At 56.1% G+C, this 17755-nt stretch carries 13 protein-coding genes; 6 read left to right on the forward strand and 7 right to left on the reverse strand.

All coding sequences use genetic code 11. From position 1 onward, the window contains the following. The 4 genes from DAQ1742_RS04100 to DAQ1742_RS04115 form a co-directional block, all read right to left on the reverse strand. Complete coding sequence (locus DAQ1742_RS04100; RefSeq protein ID WP_035340098.1) at positions 1–876, reverse strand: queuosine precursor transporter; 876 nt, start codon at positions 874–876, stop codon at positions 1–3. Continuing rightward, positions 877–1491 carry a helix-turn-helix domain-containing protein gene (locus tag DAQ1742_RS04105; protein WP_035340100.1) on the reverse strand — a complete coding sequence of 205 codons (615 nt, stop codon included), beginning with the start codon at positions 1489–1491 and terminating at the stop codon, positions 877–879. Between the two features lie 503 nt (positions 1492–1994). Further along, entirely contained in the window at positions 1995–2741 is a 747-nt protein-coding gene (locus tag DAQ1742_RS04110) for an SDR family oxidoreductase (protein ID WP_035340102.1), read from the reverse strand. 119 nt (positions 2742–2860) lie between these two features. Further along, positions 2861–4600 (reverse strand): polysaccharide lyase family protein, encoded by a 1740-nt coding sequence (locus DAQ1742_RS04115; protein ID WP_180706237.1) that lies wholly within the window; start codon positions 4598–4600, stop codon positions 2861–2863. Positions 4601–4964: 364 nt separating this feature from the next. Here DAQ1742_RS04115 and DAQ1742_RS04120 point away from each other — a divergent pair, with 364 nt between their 5' ends. After that, complete coding sequence (locus DAQ1742_RS04120; protein WP_035345758.1) at positions 4965–5495, forward strand: TIGR00645 family protein; 531 nt, start codon at positions 4965–4967, stop codon at positions 5493–5495. A 105-nt stretch (positions 5496–5600) separates the two neighbouring features. Here the strand turns inward: DAQ1742_RS04120 and DAQ1742_RS04125 are convergent, their stop codons facing one another. Then, the gene (locus tag DAQ1742_RS04125; protein ID WP_035340104.1) at positions 5601–7862 is read right to left on the reverse strand and encodes a molybdopterin-dependent oxidoreductase; all 2262 of its coding nucleotides are present in this window, start codon (positions 7860–7862) and stop codon (positions 5601–5603) included. 290 nt (positions 7863–8152) lie between these two features. Here DAQ1742_RS04125 and DAQ1742_RS04130 point away from each other — a divergent pair, with 290 nt between their 5' ends. Continuing rightward, positions 8153–8974 carry a hypothetical protein gene (locus DAQ1742_RS04130; protein WP_035340106.1) on the forward strand — a complete coding sequence of 274 codons (822 nt, stop codon included), beginning with the start codon at positions 8153–8155 and terminating at the stop codon, positions 8972–8974. Between the two features lie 108 nt (positions 8975–9082). On the opposite strand, the gene DAQ1742_RS04135 is transcribed toward DAQ1742_RS04130, so the two are convergent. Further along, positions 9083–10192, reverse strand: a complete 1110-nt coding sequence (locus DAQ1742_RS04135) for an SDR family oxidoreductase (RefSeq protein WP_035340108.1) — start codon at positions 10190–10192, stop codon at positions 9083–9085. Positions 10193–10458: 266 nt separating this feature from the next. Then, positions 10459–11247 (reverse strand): MipA/OmpV family protein, encoded by a 789-nt coding sequence (locus DAQ1742_RS04140; RefSeq protein WP_035340110.1) that lies wholly within the window; start codon positions 11245–11247, stop codon positions 10459–10461. A gap of 221 nt (positions 11248–11468) precedes the next feature. Here DAQ1742_RS04140 and DAQ1742_RS04145 point away from each other — a divergent pair, with 221 nt between their 5' ends. The 4 genes from DAQ1742_RS04145 (at position 11469) to DAQ1742_RS04160 (ending at position 17673) form a co-directional block, all read left to right on the forward strand. Next, on the forward strand, positions 11469–12164 hold the full coding sequence (locus DAQ1742_RS04145) for a response regulator transcription factor (protein WP_035340112.1): 696 nt from the start codon (positions 11469–11471) through the stop codon (positions 12162–12164). Continuing rightward, on the forward strand, positions 12161–13357 hold the full coding sequence (locus DAQ1742_RS04150; RefSeq protein WP_035340114.1) for a sensor histidine kinase: 1197 nt from the start codon (positions 12161–12163) through the stop codon (positions 13355–13357). The genes DAQ1742_RS04145 and DAQ1742_RS04150 overlap by 4 nt, the downstream gene beginning before the upstream one ends. A 96-nt stretch (positions 13358–13453) precedes the next feature. Then, on the forward strand, positions 13454–14608 hold the full coding sequence (locus DAQ1742_RS04155; RefSeq protein WP_083960988.1) for an efflux RND transporter periplasmic adaptor subunit: 1155 nt from the start codon (positions 13454–13456) through the stop codon (positions 14606–14608). Next, positions 14608–17673: an efflux RND transporter permease subunit gene (locus tag DAQ1742_RS04160; RefSeq protein ID WP_035340116.1), complete on the forward strand. Its 3066-nt coding sequence runs from the start codon at positions 14608–14610 to the stop codon at positions 17671–17673. Before DAQ1742_RS04155 ends, DAQ1742_RS04160 begins: the two co-directional genes overlap by 1 nt. Positions 17674–17755 lie beyond the last annotated feature (82 nt).

A 17755-nucleotide genomic window follows, 5' to 3' on the forward strand; every position in this document is an offset into this window, starting at 1 on the left:
TCAGTTCCTTGCTGGTACAGGTACGGTATGAATGTATTTCCTGAACAGTCTGCGGCTACCGTAAATAGGGCCGACGCCTAACACCGCATAGACCACTTTAATCAGAAATTGCGACAGGATCATGGTGCGTATCATGTCCGCACTCAGGACATTATAAAATGCGATGGTGCAGAAAATCACACTATCAACGGCCGAGGCCGTCACGGTGCTGGTGATCACGCGGATGAACAGATAACGCGATTTCGTCAGGATTTTGATTTTGTGCAACACCCAGGCGTTGATATTTTCTGAAATCAGGTAGGCCAGCGATGACCCCAACAGCACGGCCACCATATTACCAACAATACCGTTATAGGTTTTACTGTACTCCCATTCGGCAACGCCCGGTATCAGGCTGGTTACCCACAGCCCGAGTACAAACACCAGATGAAAGAAGAACGCAATCAGGATAGTGCGCCGCGCCAGCCGCAGACCATAAAATTCGTTGAGAATATCCACCAGAATAAACGTCAGCGGGTAAACAAATACCGCGGGAGGCACCACCATGTTGAGTGCCGGGATGAAAATGGGCTTTACCCCGCTGACGGTTGAAAAGATATAAATCACGCAAAGTGCGGTGGTGATCATCAGGTAAGCCAGCCAGGAGCGCTCATTTCTGTCGCTGAGTTCGTAGGCGGTGGTGATGGCTTTACCGGAATAGAGCTTTTTGTACAAGGCATTAAGCTCATGCCGATTGAAATCGTCAGAAATATCGCTATCGACCAGCTCTTTTAACGTCATGTGCAGGGTTTTTCCGGTGGATAGCACCATGATATTGGCGGAGAGCTCGCCGCTGTGGTTAAAGCCTAGCAGTTTGAATTTCTTGTTTGCATCCATTTATATCCTTTCCTCTATGATATATCCCAGCAGCGTCACTTCCGCCGGACGTTTTTTATCGGTTACCTCCGTTGCCTGTGGCATCTCGACAAAAAATCCGCTTTGCGGTGAGTGGTAAAGTGCGGGCGTGTCGGGAACCAGCGCCGGAGGACGCCGGACTATCAATAGGGTTCCGGCGGAAAATAGTTCGCCAAGCGGTGATTCAAGCTCAACGGCCACCATGTTGGCCTCATCGCCAAAAAACCAGGTTAGCGGATAACGCACCACCAACTGACCAATGCGCTGTTGCCGCACCGACAGCAATGCTGACTGGGGAATGATCGGGATAGCGGCCGGGTTCTTGTTGCCATCAAAGGAGAGCGTGTTATTCAGTTGCTCAACCTTTTCCAGGTCGTAATCTTCAATTTCTTCACACGAGACACCAAAGAAATCGGAAATACGGTTGATGGTCGATTGCTGAACCTTGTTCACCTTACCATCAAGAATCTTATAGATAGTGGTGCGTGTGACCCCTGTTCTGTTGGAGAAAGAGGCTTTGGTTTCACCTCGGGTACGCATCAGATATTCAATGTTTTTAATGATGTTATTCTTGCGCTGAGCATTCGTTGTTTTCATGGTCATTCCTTTTCAGGCGGTTTCTCAGACCGCCTCATCTTACGCTAAAAGCCCGGATTTCAGCTATCACGCCGGTGGTAAAAAATGCCTTTCACGCCAGTGCGACAGGCTGACGCGCGGCGTGATGGGGCATATCGGCAATATGCATTCACAAAAATTTTGATAGCTGTGAGGTTGATACTAAAAATGGACATTAAAGGCAATCATGTGTTCATTAATATGTTGACTTGCATGTTTTTATTGCGATAACGTTTAGGGGAATTTATCAATCATAAAACATGCTAAAAGTTACAAACATTAATTATAATTAACTGACTAATTGATTGCCTCCGAAACTAACGGCACGGAGGGTAATCAGTCTGGCACCAGGGAACCCAAGAACGGATGCGTTGACAAGGTGGGTTGAGCAGGGCGCTCGTCATTCATCCAGCATCACCAAAACCAATAATATTCGCTCTCGCCCTGATAACATGGTGTTATCAGGGAACCTGCTTGCCCGGCTGCTATTTTCCGCCGGCTAAATCGATAAAGCTGCCGGTGACGTAACTGGCTTCGTTTGACAATAACCAGCCTATCGCGTTCGCAACTTCCTCAGGCTGGCCGCCGCGTTGCATGGGGATAGTCTGGCTGACGCGGTCAACCCGCAACGGCTCGCCGCCATCGGCGTGCATATCGGTGTAAATAAATCCGGGCCGCACGGCATTGACACGAATCCCCTGTGCGGCGACTTCCAGCGCCAGCCCGCGAGTCAGGGTGTCCACCGCCCCTTTGGACGCCGCATAATCCACATACTCATGGGGAGAGCCCAGCCTTGATGCCGCCGAGGACACATTGACGATAGCCCCTCCTTTGCCACCGTGGCGGTGTGCCATGCGTTTGACGGCTTCACGCGCACATAAAAAATACCCGGTGATGTTTGTCGCAAACAGCGCGTTAAGCCGCACGGCATCCAGCGCTTCAATACTGGCCTGCGGGCGTAAAATACCTGCATTGTTGACCAGCCCGGTCAATGGCCCTAACTGGTGGTCAATATCGGCAAACAGCGCGATGACCTGCTGCTCATCCGCGATATCCGCCTGTAGGGCGATAGCCTGCCCGCCGCTGGCGCGAATTTCCGCCACCACCGCGTGTGCCTGCTGGTGTTGATGCAGATAACTGATAGCCACCCAGTGGCCTTGTTGTGCCAGATGCCGTGCCGTTGCCCGGCCAATTCCCCTTGAACCACCGGTGACCAGCGTGATGTTTTGCATGTTGAGTCCCTTTCTGTGAAGCCGGATGCCCCGGGTATGCCAGCAAGCAGGCTGACCGGCATTGCCGCGTTATGTCGTGTTTCGCATAACGCGGCAATGCTTTCTACGTGCTCTCACCTTCAGGGCTGTGTCTCTGCCGGGGTTTCCGTCAGCGTAATGGCATCATACATGACCATGCCACCTTGCAGATCCAGTGACAGCGTGTTGCTGCCTTCACGTAATGCACCTGCGGGTAGCGGAATATGCGCCTCATGGTAGCGGCCACTTTGCATTGCGCCACGGTAGATAGCTTTATCATTGTCATACCTGAGCGTGGTCAGCGACCGATCATTGAGTTTGACCGCCAGTTGTGGCGTGCTGACCGGCGTGGTCATGCCGCTGTTACTGGCTCCGGCCAGAGCGATGTGCAAGGTGTAGGCTTTTTGCGGCTGGTGGGCTGTAAACAAGATGCGCCAGCTACCCGGCCGGGTCTGGGCGTAGTACCAGTCATTGCGCTCACGGCTTTTACCGATTTCATAACTCAGGTTGGCAGGCACCTCGGTTTGCCAGTGATACTGGCGTAGCCTGTCGCCGAAGCGGAACTCACCGGCTTTTCTGTCTGCCTGGCCGATGGCCCACACCAGCGGTTCGTCAGGGCGGGTTGCGATGGGGTCAAGGGTGACGCGCCCGGCATCAATATGCACCGCTTGTTGTGCCAATAATCCTACCTCGGTGCCGCCGTCGGCATAAACGGATAAACGATATTCGCCAGCCGGGACATCGTGCAGTGTGAACTGGCCATCGCGGTTGGTGCGCGTGTGATACAAATAACCGAGGGTCTGTATATCGGCATCTTCACTGCTGCTGTTTAGCGTCACCAGGGCATGCGGCGCTCGGGTTTGCACTTTCCCGCTAACGGTCGCGCGGTGTTGTGGGTAGCGTGTGTCATCCATCCATTTGTAGGGCCAGTTGGCTCGCTCGTGTTCGGCGCGGCGGCGGGCATCGGCCAGCAATTCACGATCGCTGCCCTGGTTGATATACAGCAGCCACGGGCCGTAGAGTTTTTCAAAGCCGGGTTGGGCCACCATATCTGGAGTGCCGAAGTGTGAGCCGGTGAGATAATTGAGGATAATCGCATCCTGATGAACCAGCAGTTCTTGTTTGAGAGCATCGCCGGAATAGTATTCGTGGCTCGCGGGCACCAGCCAGGCACCATAGCCGTTGCCCAACCCCCAATAGCGGGTTGCTCGCTGATAACCGGCAAAATCGTATTTGCTGTAGATGTTGCCATCGGGCAATTGCCAGGTTTCATCTTGCACTTTCGGTAGTGCTTCGAGTTCGCTGTAAAGCCGCGGTGTATCCTGTCGCACGCCGTTAAACAGTTCATTAAGCCGGCTGGCATCAAAGCGGTAGACATTGCGTAATTCGCTGACGGTCACGGGCGTTGAACCCGTGTTGGCGGCCACCACGTAGCTGTAAATACCGCTGACATTACTGCGCATGATGAAGTGATATTCCAGCCGCAGCTTGCCGTTCTGGTCATCAATATAGGCCAGATGTACCTGGTCGGGCGTCTGGCTGATAACGCTTACGCGTTCAGGCACGAATTCATTGACGCCGCCGGAGTAATAATCGAGGTAGAAACTACGGTTTTTATCCGGGTCACGCGCCGCGCCAGAGAGCCGGGTAATCAGGTTGACCCCCCCTTTCCAGACCTCCTGAGCGCTGCCGTCTGCGCCAAGGCGCACTTTCAGCACGCCGTTGTCCAGTGTGCTATTCATGCCATCAAGAGTCAGGTTGACTGCGCTGGAGGCGGCAAGCGGTATCGCCAGTGCGACTGCCAACAGCGGAGCGTGCCATGTTTTCAACGATCGCTTCATGATGAACCATCCATTGTCATACAGTGATTGCCATGCCCGGATAATGGCGAGGGAGGCATGGCGTGTTATGGCCGGGTAAATGCGCCGTGTCGGCCACAGCCTGGCATGGGCATCGGCATCCTGCCTTTGTCGCATGGTCATGGTCGCAGTGGGTATGGCATTCATACGAAGAATGGCGCGATCGGGATCTTGTTTATGGCGTATGCCGCGGGATGAGCCAGCGAGTGTCGCTGAGCGAATTCCGCGACGTTAATGTGCTAATTGTTTAAAAATCAATGCAATATATCTATGCATAATTGAATGGCACCGACAGGTGGTTTTTCGCTATGATGCAGCTCTCTTAAACCTGTACCTGATAGGCGCTATGGAACGTTTTCTGGAAAATACGATGTACGCTGCACGGTGGCTGCTGGCTCCGGTTTATCTGGGGCTATCGCTGGGCTTAATGGCGCTGGCCATCAAGTTCTTTGAAGAGATTTGGCTGGTGTTGCCAAACATTTTCACTATTGCCGAGTCTGACCTGATTTTGACGTTGCTGTCACTGGTGGATATGACGCTGGTCGGTGGCTTGCTGGTGATGGTGATGTTTTCCGGTTATGAAAATTTCGTCTCGGCGCTGGATATCGGCGAGGACAAGGAAAAGCTGAACTGGCTTGGCAAAATGGATGCCAGCTCGCTGAAAAACAAGGTTGCCGCCTCGATTGTGGCGATTTCGTCCATCCATCTGTTACGGGTGTTTATGGACGCGAAAAACGTGCCGGATAATAAGCTGATGTGGTATGTCATCATCCATCTGACGTTTGTGTTGTCAGCATTTGTGATGGGATATCTGGACTGGTTATCGCGCCACGATCATCACTCGGTCGATCAACATCACGCGCCGGATAAACACTAACGACCTTTACCGGTGTCCCGCGGCCTTTCTGATGCGCCGCTGGTGTGCACCGTGTGAACATCCGCAACACGCCCCGGCACTGTCCGGGGCGTGTTGTCATCTGGCTCAGGCGGCAATCACGTCCACCAGGCAACTCATGGCATTCGGGCCTTGGGTCAGCGATGAGGTGGCGATGTCGAGCGTGAGCACATTGGCATTGCCAGACTGTTCTACCGCCTGCCACTGCGCCTGACCAAAGCCGGGATCAAACCAGGCTCCGGTTGCCATGATAACCACTCCCGGCGTCACGCCATCGGTCACATTGACTCCGGCGTAGATGCGCCCGCGTTCGTTGCGTACTTCTACGCGATCGCCGTGGCGAATGCCGCGTACAGTAGCATCCTGCGGGTGCATGTACAGCGTTTCGTGTCCGGCGGTTTTGTTGGCGGCTACTTGCGGTGTGCTGCCAAGCTGGCTGTGCAGCCGGTCAGTTGGCTGGATGGAGATAAAGTGCAGTGGCCACTGTTGGCTTGCCTGCGCGCCCAGCCACTCGGCTGGCGGCTGCCATTGCGGATGCGGCGCGAAATCAGGGTAGCGGTAATCGGCAATGGTACGGCTAAAGAGCTCAATTTTGCCGCTGGGCGTGTTGAGCGCATGGCGCTGCGGGTCACGGCGGAAGGCATCGAAAAACACGAACGGCTGCTCATCCATCGGAACATCCACGAATCCTTGCTGCCAGAAACCGTCGAAATCAGGCCAGCGTTCACCGGTGCTGCCCTGTCGTTCCCGACAGGCGAGATACATTGATTCCAGCCACTGTCGCTCGCTGCGGCCGCCGTGCGTGAAGGCGTCGCCGTAACCGAGGCGTTGGGCCAGCTCGCTGAAGATATCGTAGTCATTGCGGGCCTGATGCTGTGGCGCAATCGCCTGATGCATGGCAAACACGAAGCGGTCACGCGAGGAGCCACCGATATCATTACGCTCAAGGGTGGTGGTGGCGGGCAGTACGATATCGGCCATCTGCGCCGCCGCCGTCCAGACGATATCCTGCACAATCACTGTATCTGGCCGCTGCCAGCCCGCAACCAAACGGTTAAGTTGCTGGTGATGGTGGAACGGGTTACCACCCGCCCAGTGAATGAGATGGATATCGGGGTAAGTGCGTTGTTCGCCGCAAAAGGTGTATGCCTCACCGGGATGCAGCAGCATATCGGCGATACGTGCCACCGGAATTGACTGACCGGGGTTCGGCACAGATGGGGAGGCGGGCGCGGGCGAGGTGATGCGCTCGTTGCCGACGCTGTTCATCGAGCCGTGCCCAAAGGAGAAGCCGCCGCCCGGCAGCCCGACCTGCCCCAGCATGGCAGACAGTGCGATCATCATCCAGTAGGGTTGCTCGCCACGATGGGCACGCTGCACGGAATAAGAGCAGGTGATAAAGCTACGTATGCCAATCAACTGCTGCGCCAGCTTTTCGATACGCTGCGCCGGAATGCCGGTAATGGCGCTGGCCCACGCCGGGGTTTTGGCGATGCCGTCGCTGTGGCCGTTGAGGTAGTCGCGCAGTTGTGGATACCCGACGCAGTGGCTGTCGAGAAAATCACGGTCTTCTGCCTGACGGCGCTGAATCTCGTAGCCCAGCGCCAGCATCAGCGCCACATCGGTATTAGGGCGTATCGGGATCCACTCGGCGTTGACAAAGGCCGGGCAGTCGTCGCGCATCGGGCTGATGTTGATAACCGGAATGCCGCGTGCCACCAGCGTTTCCAGCGCTGGTTTGAGCGTGTGGTGGCCAGCCCCGCCGGAGGCCACCTGTGCATTTTTTAGCGCCAGCCCGCCGAAGGCGATAAACAGCTCGCAGTGCTCCGCTACGCTGCGCCACTCGGTCACTTTGCCGGTCAGCGGGTGGAAGGTGCCAATCACATAGGGCAAGAAAAACTGCGCCGCTCCCCAGCTATAATTGCCGGTTTGATCGACCGCGCCACCGCCGGAAAAATAAAAGCGCCGCACCTGCGAGCGCGCGTGATGAAAACGCCCGGCGGATGACCAGCCGTATGATCCGGCGAACAGGCCGTCCGCGCCGTAACGGTCGCGTACCCGGCGATTTTCTTCTGCCACCAGATCCAGCGCCTGATCCCAGTCCACCTCGACAAACGGCTCTTTGCCGCGCAGCGTGCGGTCACTGTGTTCGCGTTTCGCCAGCCATGAGCGGCGCACCATCGGTTTGCGAATACGTTTGTCGCTATACACCAGCGGTACGATGGAATCGAGCATTGGCGATGGGTCGGGATCGCCTGCAAACGGTTCGCAGCCAATGAGCCTGCCGTCTTCGACGACAGCGGTGAATGCGCCCCAGTGGGCAAGGTGTGGGTAACGCTTGATGGTCATAGCATCCTCGGTGTGCGCTCTATTTTCGGGCAGGTGATAGCGCGGTGTATTTAAATAGCCTGCGAGTTATTCCCATGATACAAGTCGTCGTAAGCCTCGGCCAGCAAGGACTTATGCCAATCAGGTATGTGATATAGCCAGAGACAGACGCCACCTGCAAACGCCTTGACAGCGATTCTTTGCCTCGCATAGGGTGAGAAAGACAGGAGCGCCATGCTCGCTGTCGGGGACGCTACTTGACACACAGCCTGACGAATTGATTAACCAGAACGATAAGCAAGGTGTTGCACATGAGTCTGACCACGTATTTAGGTAAACAGGTGCTGGGGGTGCTGGCCTGTTATCAGCAAGGCGAAGTCGTTATTCATATCTGTGGCGTTTATCCGCGTGCGGATAACAGCCTGCGGGTGTTTTTCCCCAAGGGGCATTCACTGAAGGTGGGGGAGTTCGCTACCGTTCATCTCGATAACCGCACCGGGGTGGATGAATTTGATGCCAATATTTCGGTATACCGTGCTTCTTACAAGGGCCGGGTGGTCAGTGTGGATGAAGACTGGGTGATTCTGGCCGCGCGCGAATGCCAGCTCTTGCATGGTTTTGCGCCGGTGGTGGATATCCGTGAGCCGGGCTACCAGTTTGCGCCGGATAACCGGCCTGAGCAGTTAATTCCCTTTACGTCGATGACGGCTTTGCCCGATACCGAACGGAAAGACTTCACCAACAAGGTGGGGGTGTTGGTCACGATGGCACAAGAGCAACCGCACACCACGGTGCTGGCGTTTTTGTCCTCGGTAGACGATGACATTTTCCTGATAACCTTTCCCGAAACCTTCAAATCCAAACTGCTTAAACGCAATCCGCACTGCTTTTTCGCTATGGACGAGCGCTCGCACTACACTTTTGAGCGCTCGATTGAATGGAATTACACCCTGATTGAGGGCGATGCCTATCTGATAGACCCAGCCACCCAGCTGTTTGAAGAGGTGCGCCATGCGTTCATCAACAAGAACCCGTGGGAAATGGCCTTCTTTTTGCGCCCGAATCTGGAGATGTATCACATCAAGAGTCGGCAACTGGTGTGCCCCGGCTCTCGCCAGTCTATTGAGGCATGAGTCGGGCTACAGCGAAGGCGGGTTTGCACTTGCAGAAAATAAAAACGCGCGGTCTGGCCGCGCGTTTTTTTACAACAGCGTATCAAGGTGATGACGAGTGCGTGCCGCTTATTTAAAATCCACTGTCATCAGCTCAGGCACGCTGAACTGGCGCGTCGTTTCCACGCATTTACCCACATATTCTGTAAAACGCGGTGGCGTTTTCATACCCAGTTGCAGCAATTTGCGGTTACTGAATTTGACGTTGAGCTGGGCGAATGAACCGTAAAGGCGCATTGCGCGCAGCATCAGGCGTTCATTGCAGGGCCCGTACAGCTCGCTAAAGCTGCTGCGAAGTTTGATGAGATCGCTATAGCTGACCTGGCGATACGCCTCACCCATCGGCGGGCGCGAAGCCGCGCGCGCCATCGCCTGATCCACCTCGTTGAAACTGACGCTGGAGGTTTCCCCTGCCGAAATATGGTAGATGTCGTCGATGGCCTGCGGGTTATTGAGCAGCAATAAAATGGCTTCGGCACAGAAATCCACCGGGATCACATCAATCTTGTCATCCAGCGAACACATGAACCGCTGAAGCTTCATCGCCATTTCGAACACCCAGTAAATACTGCTCGAGGGTTTGCAACCCAGATGGGAGTGGCCGACAATAATCGACGGGCGCACAATCAGCAGCGGCATGGCCGGGCAGTGCTGGCGGATCAGATTTTCAATGGTGGCTTTGGAGAGCGTGTACTCAACGATGTGCGACTTTTCCGTATCCAGTAGCTGAGACTCCTCAACCACTTCATCTTGTTCCGGCACACAAGACATCGCGGTGCCTATCTGAATAAACTTCTCCAGCGACGCAACCTGACTCATGCGGCGGGCAAAGGCCAGCGTTCCTTCGACGTTCACTTTCCAGATAAGCGGATTATTACCGAATGACGCAACGGCGGCGCTGTTGATAACATGCGTGACATTATCCAGTGCCGGATGCTGTAAAAAGCCTTCAGGCTCAGCCAGATCGCCGATAATAATATTGTCGGTCGTCAGTTGTGATAACACGGTTTCTGCAATATCAAATTTACGCAGGTTATGCACAATACGCTGTAAACCTTCTTGCGGATTACTGGCGCGAACCAGTAGCAAAATGCGTTTTATGTGTCTGTCCTGTAGCGCTTTTTCCATAATTGCGCCACCCAGAAAGCCTGTCGCCCCGGTGATGAGTACTGTTTTCATGACGTTATTGCCCTTGCTTATAGTGGTGCGGCATGGTGGTTGCCGAAAGGGTAGTGCTGTCTGAAGAGCACTCAGGAACAGCGCGGCCATTCTATTGCAGGGGTTTTTCGCTTTTCAATTTTTCAGGCGGCTTTTCTTATTCTGTTGTCGTTTTGTTTAGCTTTTTGTGCTCTTTGTGCCGGGGGATCGTCAGCAATTGTGTTGATTGATATAGAAAAGCCCGGAAACCGGGCTTTTTAGCGATCTGACTAACGATATGGCAACGGTCAGAAGCTGTAGGTGACGGCCATGATCCCGGTAAACTGATCTGGCTGGAATACGATGGGGCTATCCGCGACCTTGTCGTTCAGATGGGTATAACTGCCGCTCAGTGTGCTGGCCCATTGTGGCGTAAAGCGATGGCTCCAGAACACGGAAACCGACTGGCCATATAATCCGCCGTTGGTTTGGTAGGCGCGGTAGCCGGAATTGGCGCTCTGTGAGGCCGTTACGCCATAAAACAGATTATTGTAGCGCGCATCGCCAAACAGCAAGGACGCCTGCGCACCCAGCGTGTCGGAGTCGTTTTGGAACAGTGTCGCGTTGACAGAGGTTTGATACTGCATCCCCTGGCTGTCGGTTAACGGGGCAATGGCTTTCGCTTCTACCGATAACTGGTCGGTAAATTCCCAGCCCAGTGTGAGAGCGGTATTCAGCACGCCGTCAATTTTGCCCATGCCGCGTAACTTGTCCGAACCTGGCCGAAAAGAGGATTTCTTATCAGTACGGCCCGCCGCGTAACCTAAGGTGTGTTCCAGATAAAACTGACCGAATTGCAGGTCGTAGCCAGCACCTTTGGCCGTATCAAAGAAGAAAGCCCCCTGACGAGCCTGAATGACCGGCAGCCAGTCCCACTGGCGCTCATTCGAGCCGCTGTAGCGGGGGGCATTGAGTGTGGCCAGACCGATAGTCACGCCGTCTTTCTGGTCAGGTCGTGTATCATCTGCCTGACTGACGGGGCTACCAATGACAAACAGTAAGGTCGCTAAGTAGAGCGGAGTATGTCGCATTATCATCCTGTTTTGACTCCTTGGTTGGGGGGAGGGAAAGGCGTTGCCCTGGCAGGGTTTCTCTGTGCGGGAAAACATGACCGATAAACGGTATCGGCAACGGGGGACAACCCCACTGTCTGCCCAACCCTGTTTTCGCGCTAAACCCTTATTTTGTCGCTAATACCGGTTGCCCCGGTCAGTGACGAGAGCATTATCAAGAGAATCACCCTATCAAGAGAACCACCATGAATCCGAAACGCATTCTGATAATTGAAGATGACACGGATGCCGCCAGTGTATTGGAAGCCTACCTGAAACGCGATAATTTTCAGGTGTTGCTGGCAAGAGATGGCATCAGTGGCCTGGAGATGGCTTTGCGGCTGCACCCGGATTTGGTGTTGCTGGATGTGATGTTACCGGGGATGAATGGCACGGAAGTGTTGTCTGCTTTGCGTCGTAAAAATGATATTCCGGTCATCATGCTGACGGCGATGGGCGATGAAGCCGATAAAATCGGCGCACTGCGCTATGGCGCGGATGACTATGTCACCAAGCCCTACCATCCGGGTGAAGTGGTGGCGCGGGTTCAGGCGGTATTGCGGCGCAGTAGCGGCGCGATGTCCACTGGCCGGACGCTGAGCTTTGGGGCGCTGGTGGTGGATCAGGATGCGATGATTGCCGCCGTGACCGATGCACAAGGGCAACGCCAGACCCTTGATCTGACGCCCACCGAGCTCAGTTTGCTCACCACTTTGCTCGGGGCTCAAACCCGGGCTTTTTCTCGTCAGGAACTGCTCGAGGCAAGTCTGCCGGATAGCGATGCGCTGGAGCGGGTTGTGGATACCCATATTTACAATTTGCGTAAAAAACTCGAAGCGGTAGGCATTCGAGGCGTGCTGCTGACGGTTCGCGCAGTCGGTTACAGGTTTCGTCAGCCATGAAAACGCGTGCGGCCCCTCCTTCATTATGGCGCTGGTTGTGTACCCGAATCTTGTCACTGGCGGTCGGTGCGGTGGTGTTAATCGCCTTGTGTATGTGGCTGCGCTTCGCGCTCTTGATTGTGTGGGTTAACCATAAAATGCCGCAAGCCGTGCGTCAGGAGTTGCTACAGCTACATGAAAACCCTGGGCAACACCGTCTGCGCTATTACGAGATCCTCGATACCTGGTACGGCCCGGAGGTGTTCTATCCCTCCATTGCCACCGTTGACTGGCTGATTCTGGTCATGCTGGTGCTGGTGGCGATTCCGCTGATTGTGGTGCTGGGGCTGTGGGCGGCCCGGCCATTGTCGGTGCAGTTCAGCCAATTGGCGATGTCGGCGCGTATGGTGGCGCGAGGCCAGTTTGCCAGCCGTGCCCGCACGGTGCCGGGCGCGCCTGCCGAATTGACCCGACTGACCCGTGACTTTAACGCCATGACCGCGCAGCTTGAGCGTTATGAGCGCGAGCTGCGGGCGTCGCATGTGGCGATGGCTCACGAGCTACGCTCACCGTTGACTGCCGCCATGGGGCGCTTGCAAGGCATGATTGATGGGGTTTTCGACGCGGATGCCCGGCAATTACAGATGGTGATGCACCAGATGCTGAATTTAAACCGGCTGATTGATGATTTACACCTGTTGTCGATGGTCAGTGCCGGGCAACTGGCCATTGAGAGCGTGCGGGTTAACCCGGTTGAGTTGCTGCGCGATCGCATTGCCTGGCTGAAACCGCATAGCGAGGCAGCCGGGTGGAGTATCCGGCTACAGGCCGGTGATGCAGGCTATTGCCTGGCGGACCCGCTGCGGCTGGGGCAGGTGTTTACCATCCTGATGGACAACGCGATGCGCTACGCTCATGACGGCAAGGTGCAGGATATTACGGTCATTCGCCAGCCCACCCGTTGGGTAATACGCTTTCGTGATTATGGCCCCGGCGTCAGTGAGGCTTTTTTGCCGTTGATTTTCGAGCGTTTTTCCAGGGCAGAGTCATCCCGCTCGCGTCACTCTGGCGGCAGTGGGCTCGGTTTGTCGATTGCGCAGGCAATCTGTGACGCGCTGGGCGGCAGCCTGATGGCGGAAAACCATCCGCAAGGCGGTATGTGTTTTACCGTGCAACTGCCGGTTGTCGATGAAGTTAACACGGCAGAGCACTAGTTTTTCTGTCGTCTTGATAGTTCCTTGATGAAGTGTGGCGACAATCTGGAAATGTCTGCGGTGTAATGGTTACTGAACGGTAACAGGATATCTTTTATGACCCAGACCAAATCTACGTTATATGCCTTTTATCATGTCACTCGTCACTGGCATGAGGTTTTTCCCTCTGTCTTCGCAGGCGGAGTGGCCGGCCTGTGCCTCCTGCTGGCCGTGAGCCTGCTGTCCGGGTGTGACAATGCCCCCCATGCTGTTCAGACGGCTGCGCCGCGCCCGGTACGAACCGTGACAGTCCAGCTTGCCTCTCAGGGCGAGGTGCTCTCCCAGACGGGAGAAATCCGCCCGACGCAGGAAACGTCGCTCGGCTTTCGTCTGGATGGTCGCCTGATTACGCGCCCGGTGGATGTCGGGGGCGAGGTGAAAGCCGGGGACATTATTGCCACGCTAGACACCCGTGACAGTGAAAACCAGCTTCAGAGTGCCAAAGCCGACCTCACCCGGGCGCTGGCTTCGGAGCACCTGGCCGAGCGCACGTTAAACCGAATGAAACAACTCGCTCCCAATGGGGCCATTTCCCGCGCGCAGCTCGATGAAGCGCAGTCCAACTGGTCATCAGCTGTATCGGTGCGCACCAGTGCGCAGGCCAGCGTGAAAAGTGCCCAAGACCGCCTGGATTACACCCGCTTGACCGCCCCGGTAGCCGGTGTGATTACCTCGGTTAGCGCCAACCCCGGTCAGGTGGTGAGTGCTGGTCAGGAGGTCGTGCGGCTGGCAACATTTACCGGTCGTGATGCGGTGTTTAATGTCTCCGGGCGTCTTATCAGCAGTGGCCTGAAAGACCCGAGCGTGACGGTATCACTGCTTTCTAATCCGGCGGTGAAAGCGCAAGGGCGGGTGCGGGATATCAGCCCGCTGGCCGATAGCGAAACCCGCACCTGGCGCGTGAGAGTCTCACTGATTGACCCCCCCAAAGAGATGGCGCTGGGCGCTACCGTACAAGGCGAGGTAACGTTACCGGCAGAGGATGCTCTGGCCTTGCCGGCATCAGCGCTGACGCGTCAGGGCGATGCTCCTGCGGTTTTTGTGGTCGAGCCGCAAACACACACGCTGCGTTTACAGCCCGTTACCCTTGGTCGCTACAGCGAGGAGCAAATTTTTGTCACGGAGGGCCTGCATACGGGGGATAGCGTTGTTACCGCCGGGGTGAGTAAATTGCGTGCGGGTGAGAAAGTGACGTTGTTGGGGGCGAACTGATGTCTGGCGGATTGAAGCAAAAGTGGAACCTGTCAGCCTGGGCGCTGAAGCACCAGCAAATGGTGGCGTTTTTTATGCTGATCATCATGGCCGCCGGGGTGATGAGCTACCAGCGGTTGCCCCGTAACGAAGACCCGGCCTTCACCATTAAAACGGCGGTGGTTTCAGCACGCTGGCCCGGTGCCACGGTGCAAGATACCGTCAGTTTCGTTACCGATGTGCTGGAAAAGAAACTGCAAGAAACGCCCTATCTGGATTTTATCGAGAGCTATAGCCGCCCTGGTGAGGCGGTGATTTTTGTTAACCTGCGCGACAGTACCCCGCCCTCAGCGGTGAAAGGCATCTGGTATAGCGTGCGTAAAAAGATGAAAGATATCGCCTCGGCGTTGCCGGATGGCGTCGCTGAGCCTGCGGTAAACGATGAGTTTGATGACACCTTCGGCACCCTTTATGGTTTCACCGCTGAAGGCTATTCACCAAGAGAGCTGCGCGACAAGGTGGATGATATCCGCACCGCCCTGCTGACGATACCGGATGTGGGCAAAATAGAGGTGTTAGGTGCCGAGGAAGAGCAGATCATCGTGGCCTTTTCCCCCCGGCAACTGGCTGGCATGGGGCTCGATTTACAGCAAGTGACGGCCGCCTTGCAGGCGCAAAATGCGGTCAGCCCGGCGGGGATGATTCGTACCGCACACGATAAGGTGGAACTGCGCGTGAGCGGGGCGTTTATGTCTGAAGAGAGCCTGCGTCAGGTGACGCTGCATATTGGCGGGCGCTTTATCCCGCTGACGGACATCGCCAGCCTGCATCGTCAGCGCGCTGAACCACCGGCCCCCAGGTTTCGCGTTAACGGGCAACCGGCGATAGGGCTGGCTATCTCCATGGCTCCCACCGGCAATATGCTGGCGTTTGGCGAGGCGCTACGCAGCAAGATGGCCGTCATTAAATCGGCGCTGCCATATGGGATTGACGTCACCGATGTGGCTGACCAGTCAGCGGTGGTGAAATCCTCGGTCGATGGGTTTGTCAAAGTCCTGCTGGAAGCGGTGGTTATCGTGCTGGCGGTATCGTTCGTGTCGCTCGGCAGCCGGGCCGGACTGGTGGTGGCCGCATCAATCCCGATTGTGCTGGCAATGACCTTTATCGGCATGGAGATAGCCGGTATCGGTTTGCAGCGTATTTCGCTCGGTGCGCTGATTATTGCGCTGGGGCTGCTGGTGGATGACGCGATGATAACGGTGGAAGCGATGGTTTCCAGTCTTGAGAAGGGCGAGGTGCGTGAGCAGGCGGCAACCCGCGCTTACGAAACCACAGCCTTTCCGATGCTGACCGGCACACTGGTGATGGTAGCCGGTTTTATTCCGGTCGGCTTTGCTGCGTCCGGGGCCGGTGAATACTGTTATTCGCTGTTTATCGTGGTGCTGATGTCGCTACTGAGTTCCTGGGTGGTGGCTATTCTATTTTCACCGCTGATAGGGGTCTGGCTGCTGGCGAAACAGATACCTGTTCATGCCGCAACGCCCGGTCGTCTCGCGCGTGCTTACCATCGCCTGCTGGAGATGGCCTTACGCTACCGTGGCCGTACCTTGTGGCTGTCTGTTGCGATGTTGCTGCTGGCGGTGCTGGCTGCAAGCCGGCTTCAGGGCGAATTTTTCCCGGCATCCGACAGGCCCGAGTTGCTGGTCAGTTTGACGCTGCCGCGCAATGCCTCTCAGGAGGCCACCGCGCGTGAAGTGGCGCGTCTTGAAAAATCGCTTGCCGATGACCCTGACCTTGACCATTTCTCTACCTATGTGGGGGCCGGTGCGGTGCGCTTTTATCTGCCGATGGAGGTGTTACTGCAAAATGAAAACCTTGCACAACTGGTGCTGGTGGCGAAGGGGTTGAAAGAGCGGGATGCGTTGCGAGCCCGGCTGGAGGCGCGGCTGAAGCAAGATTTCAGCCATTTGGTCGCCAGAGTGTCGCCACTGGAGCTGGGGCCGCCTGTCGGCTGGCCGTTGAAATATCGGGTGAGCGGGCCGGATATTAGCAAGGTGCGTGAATATGCCAATGCACTGGCGTCGCTGGTTGCCGCGAATACCGGTGCGCGTGAAGTGAGCCTGACCGCCGGGGAGCCGGAGCGCGTGATTCGCGTCGCGCTAAACCAGACGGAAGCGCGCGCCGTTGGTGTCAGTTCTCAGGCGGTGGCCAGTGCGCTGGCTACCATTTTTTCCGGCACCACCGTGACTCAGGTGCGCGATCGCAATCGTATGGTGGATGTGGTAGTGCGTGCCCGGGATGAGGAGCGCCAGGATCTGGACACCGTTGCCAGCCTGCAATTGCGCACCTCGAATGGTCAGCGGGTGCCGCTGGAGCAGATAGCGACCGTCAGCTATGACGTGGATGAGCCTATCATCTGGCGTCGCCAGCGGCTGCCGTTTATCACGGTGCAGACCGATGTGGCCGTGGGCGTTCGGGCGCAAACGCTGTCTGAATCCTTAGCGCCTCAGGTGGCAGCCTATCAGGCGACACTGCCTGGTGGATACCAGATTGAAGAAGGCGGCGCGGTGGCAGAATCGAACAAGGGCAACCGCTCGGTCTATCAGGTTCTGCCGGTGACGTTGCTGGTGATGCTGATTTTGCTGATGGTGCAGTTACAGCGTTTCTCCCGCATGGCACTGGCGCTATTGATGGCTCCCTTCGGGTTAATCGGCGTGGTGGCTGCGATGCTGCCAACGGCTACACCAATGGGGTTTGTTGCCCTGCTTGGGGTGATTGCGCTGGCGGGGATGATAATCCGCAACGCGGTGATTTTAATCAGTGAAGTGGATACCAATGTGGCGCAGGGAGGGTCAGCGCATGAGGCGATTATTCAGGCCGCACAGCACCGCTCCCGGCCGATTTTGCTCACCGCGCTGGCGGCGATTCTGGGGATGATCCCGATTGCGACGCAGGTGTTCTGGGGGCCGATGGCCTACGCCATTATCGGTGGGTTGCTGGCGGCTACTTTACTGACACTGACTGTTTTACCGGCTGCCATCAGTCTGGTGATGCAATGGGAGGCCCCGCGCCACCCTCGTGCCTGATGCCGGTATCAATAAACAGGGTAAGAGAGAAGCAAGGCCCCGGCCGGGGCCTTGCTTGCGCGCCCAGAGACTACGCGCGCAG

Source organism: Dickeya aquatica, from assembly GCF_900095885.1.
Lineage (GTDB): Bacteria > Pseudomonadota > Gammaproteobacteria > Enterobacterales > Enterobacteriaceae > Dickeya > Dickeya aquatica.

Coding starts and splice junctions, on each gene's coding strand:
- DAQ1742_RS04100 (WP_035340098.1), bottom strand. CDS start 876: ATGGATGCAAACAAGAAATTCAAACTGCTAGGCTTTAACCACAGCGGC.
- DAQ1742_RS04105 (WP_035340100.1), bottom strand. CDS start 1,491: ATGAAAACAACGAATGCTCAGCGCAAGAATAACATCATTAAAAACATT.
- DAQ1742_RS04110 (WP_035340102.1), bottom strand. CDS start 2,741: ATGCAAAACATCACGCTGGTCACCGGTGGTTCAAGGGGAATTGGCCGG.
- DAQ1742_RS04115 (WP_180706237.1), bottom strand. CDS start 4,600: ATGAAGCGATCGTTGAAAACATGGCACGCTCCGCTGTTGGCAGTCGCA.
- DAQ1742_RS04120 (WP_035345758.1), top strand. CDS start 4,965: ATGGAACGTTTTCTGGAAAATACGATGTACGCTGCACGGTGGCTGCTG.
- DAQ1742_RS04125 (WP_035340104.1), bottom strand. CDS start 7,862: ATGACCATCAAGCGTTACCCACACCTTGCCCACTGGGGCGCATTCACC.
- DAQ1742_RS04130 (WP_035340106.1), top strand. CDS start 8,153: ATGAGTCTGACCACGTATTTAGGTAAACAGGTGCTGGGGGTGCTGGCC.
- DAQ1742_RS04135 (WP_035340108.1), bottom strand. CDS start 10,192: ATGAAAACAGTACTCATCACCGGGGCGACAGGCTTTCTGGGTGGCGCA.
- DAQ1742_RS04140 (WP_035340110.1), bottom strand. CDS start 11,247: ATGATAATGCGACATACTCCGCTCTACTTAGCGACCTTACTGTTTGTC.
- DAQ1742_RS04145 (WP_035340112.1), top strand. CDS start 11,469: ATGAATCCGAAACGCATTCTGATAATTGAAGATGACACGGATGCCGCC.
- DAQ1742_RS04150 (WP_035340114.1), top strand. CDS start 12,161: ATGAAAACGCGTGCGGCCCCTCCTTCATTATGGCGCTGGTTGTGTACC.
- DAQ1742_RS04155 (WP_083960988.1), top strand. CDS start 13,454: ATGACCCAGACCAAATCTACGTTATATGCCTTTTATCATGTCACTCGT.
- DAQ1742_RS04160 (WP_035340116.1), top strand. CDS start 14,608: ATGTCTGGCGGATTGAAGCAAAAGTGGAACCTGTCAGCCTGGGCGCTG.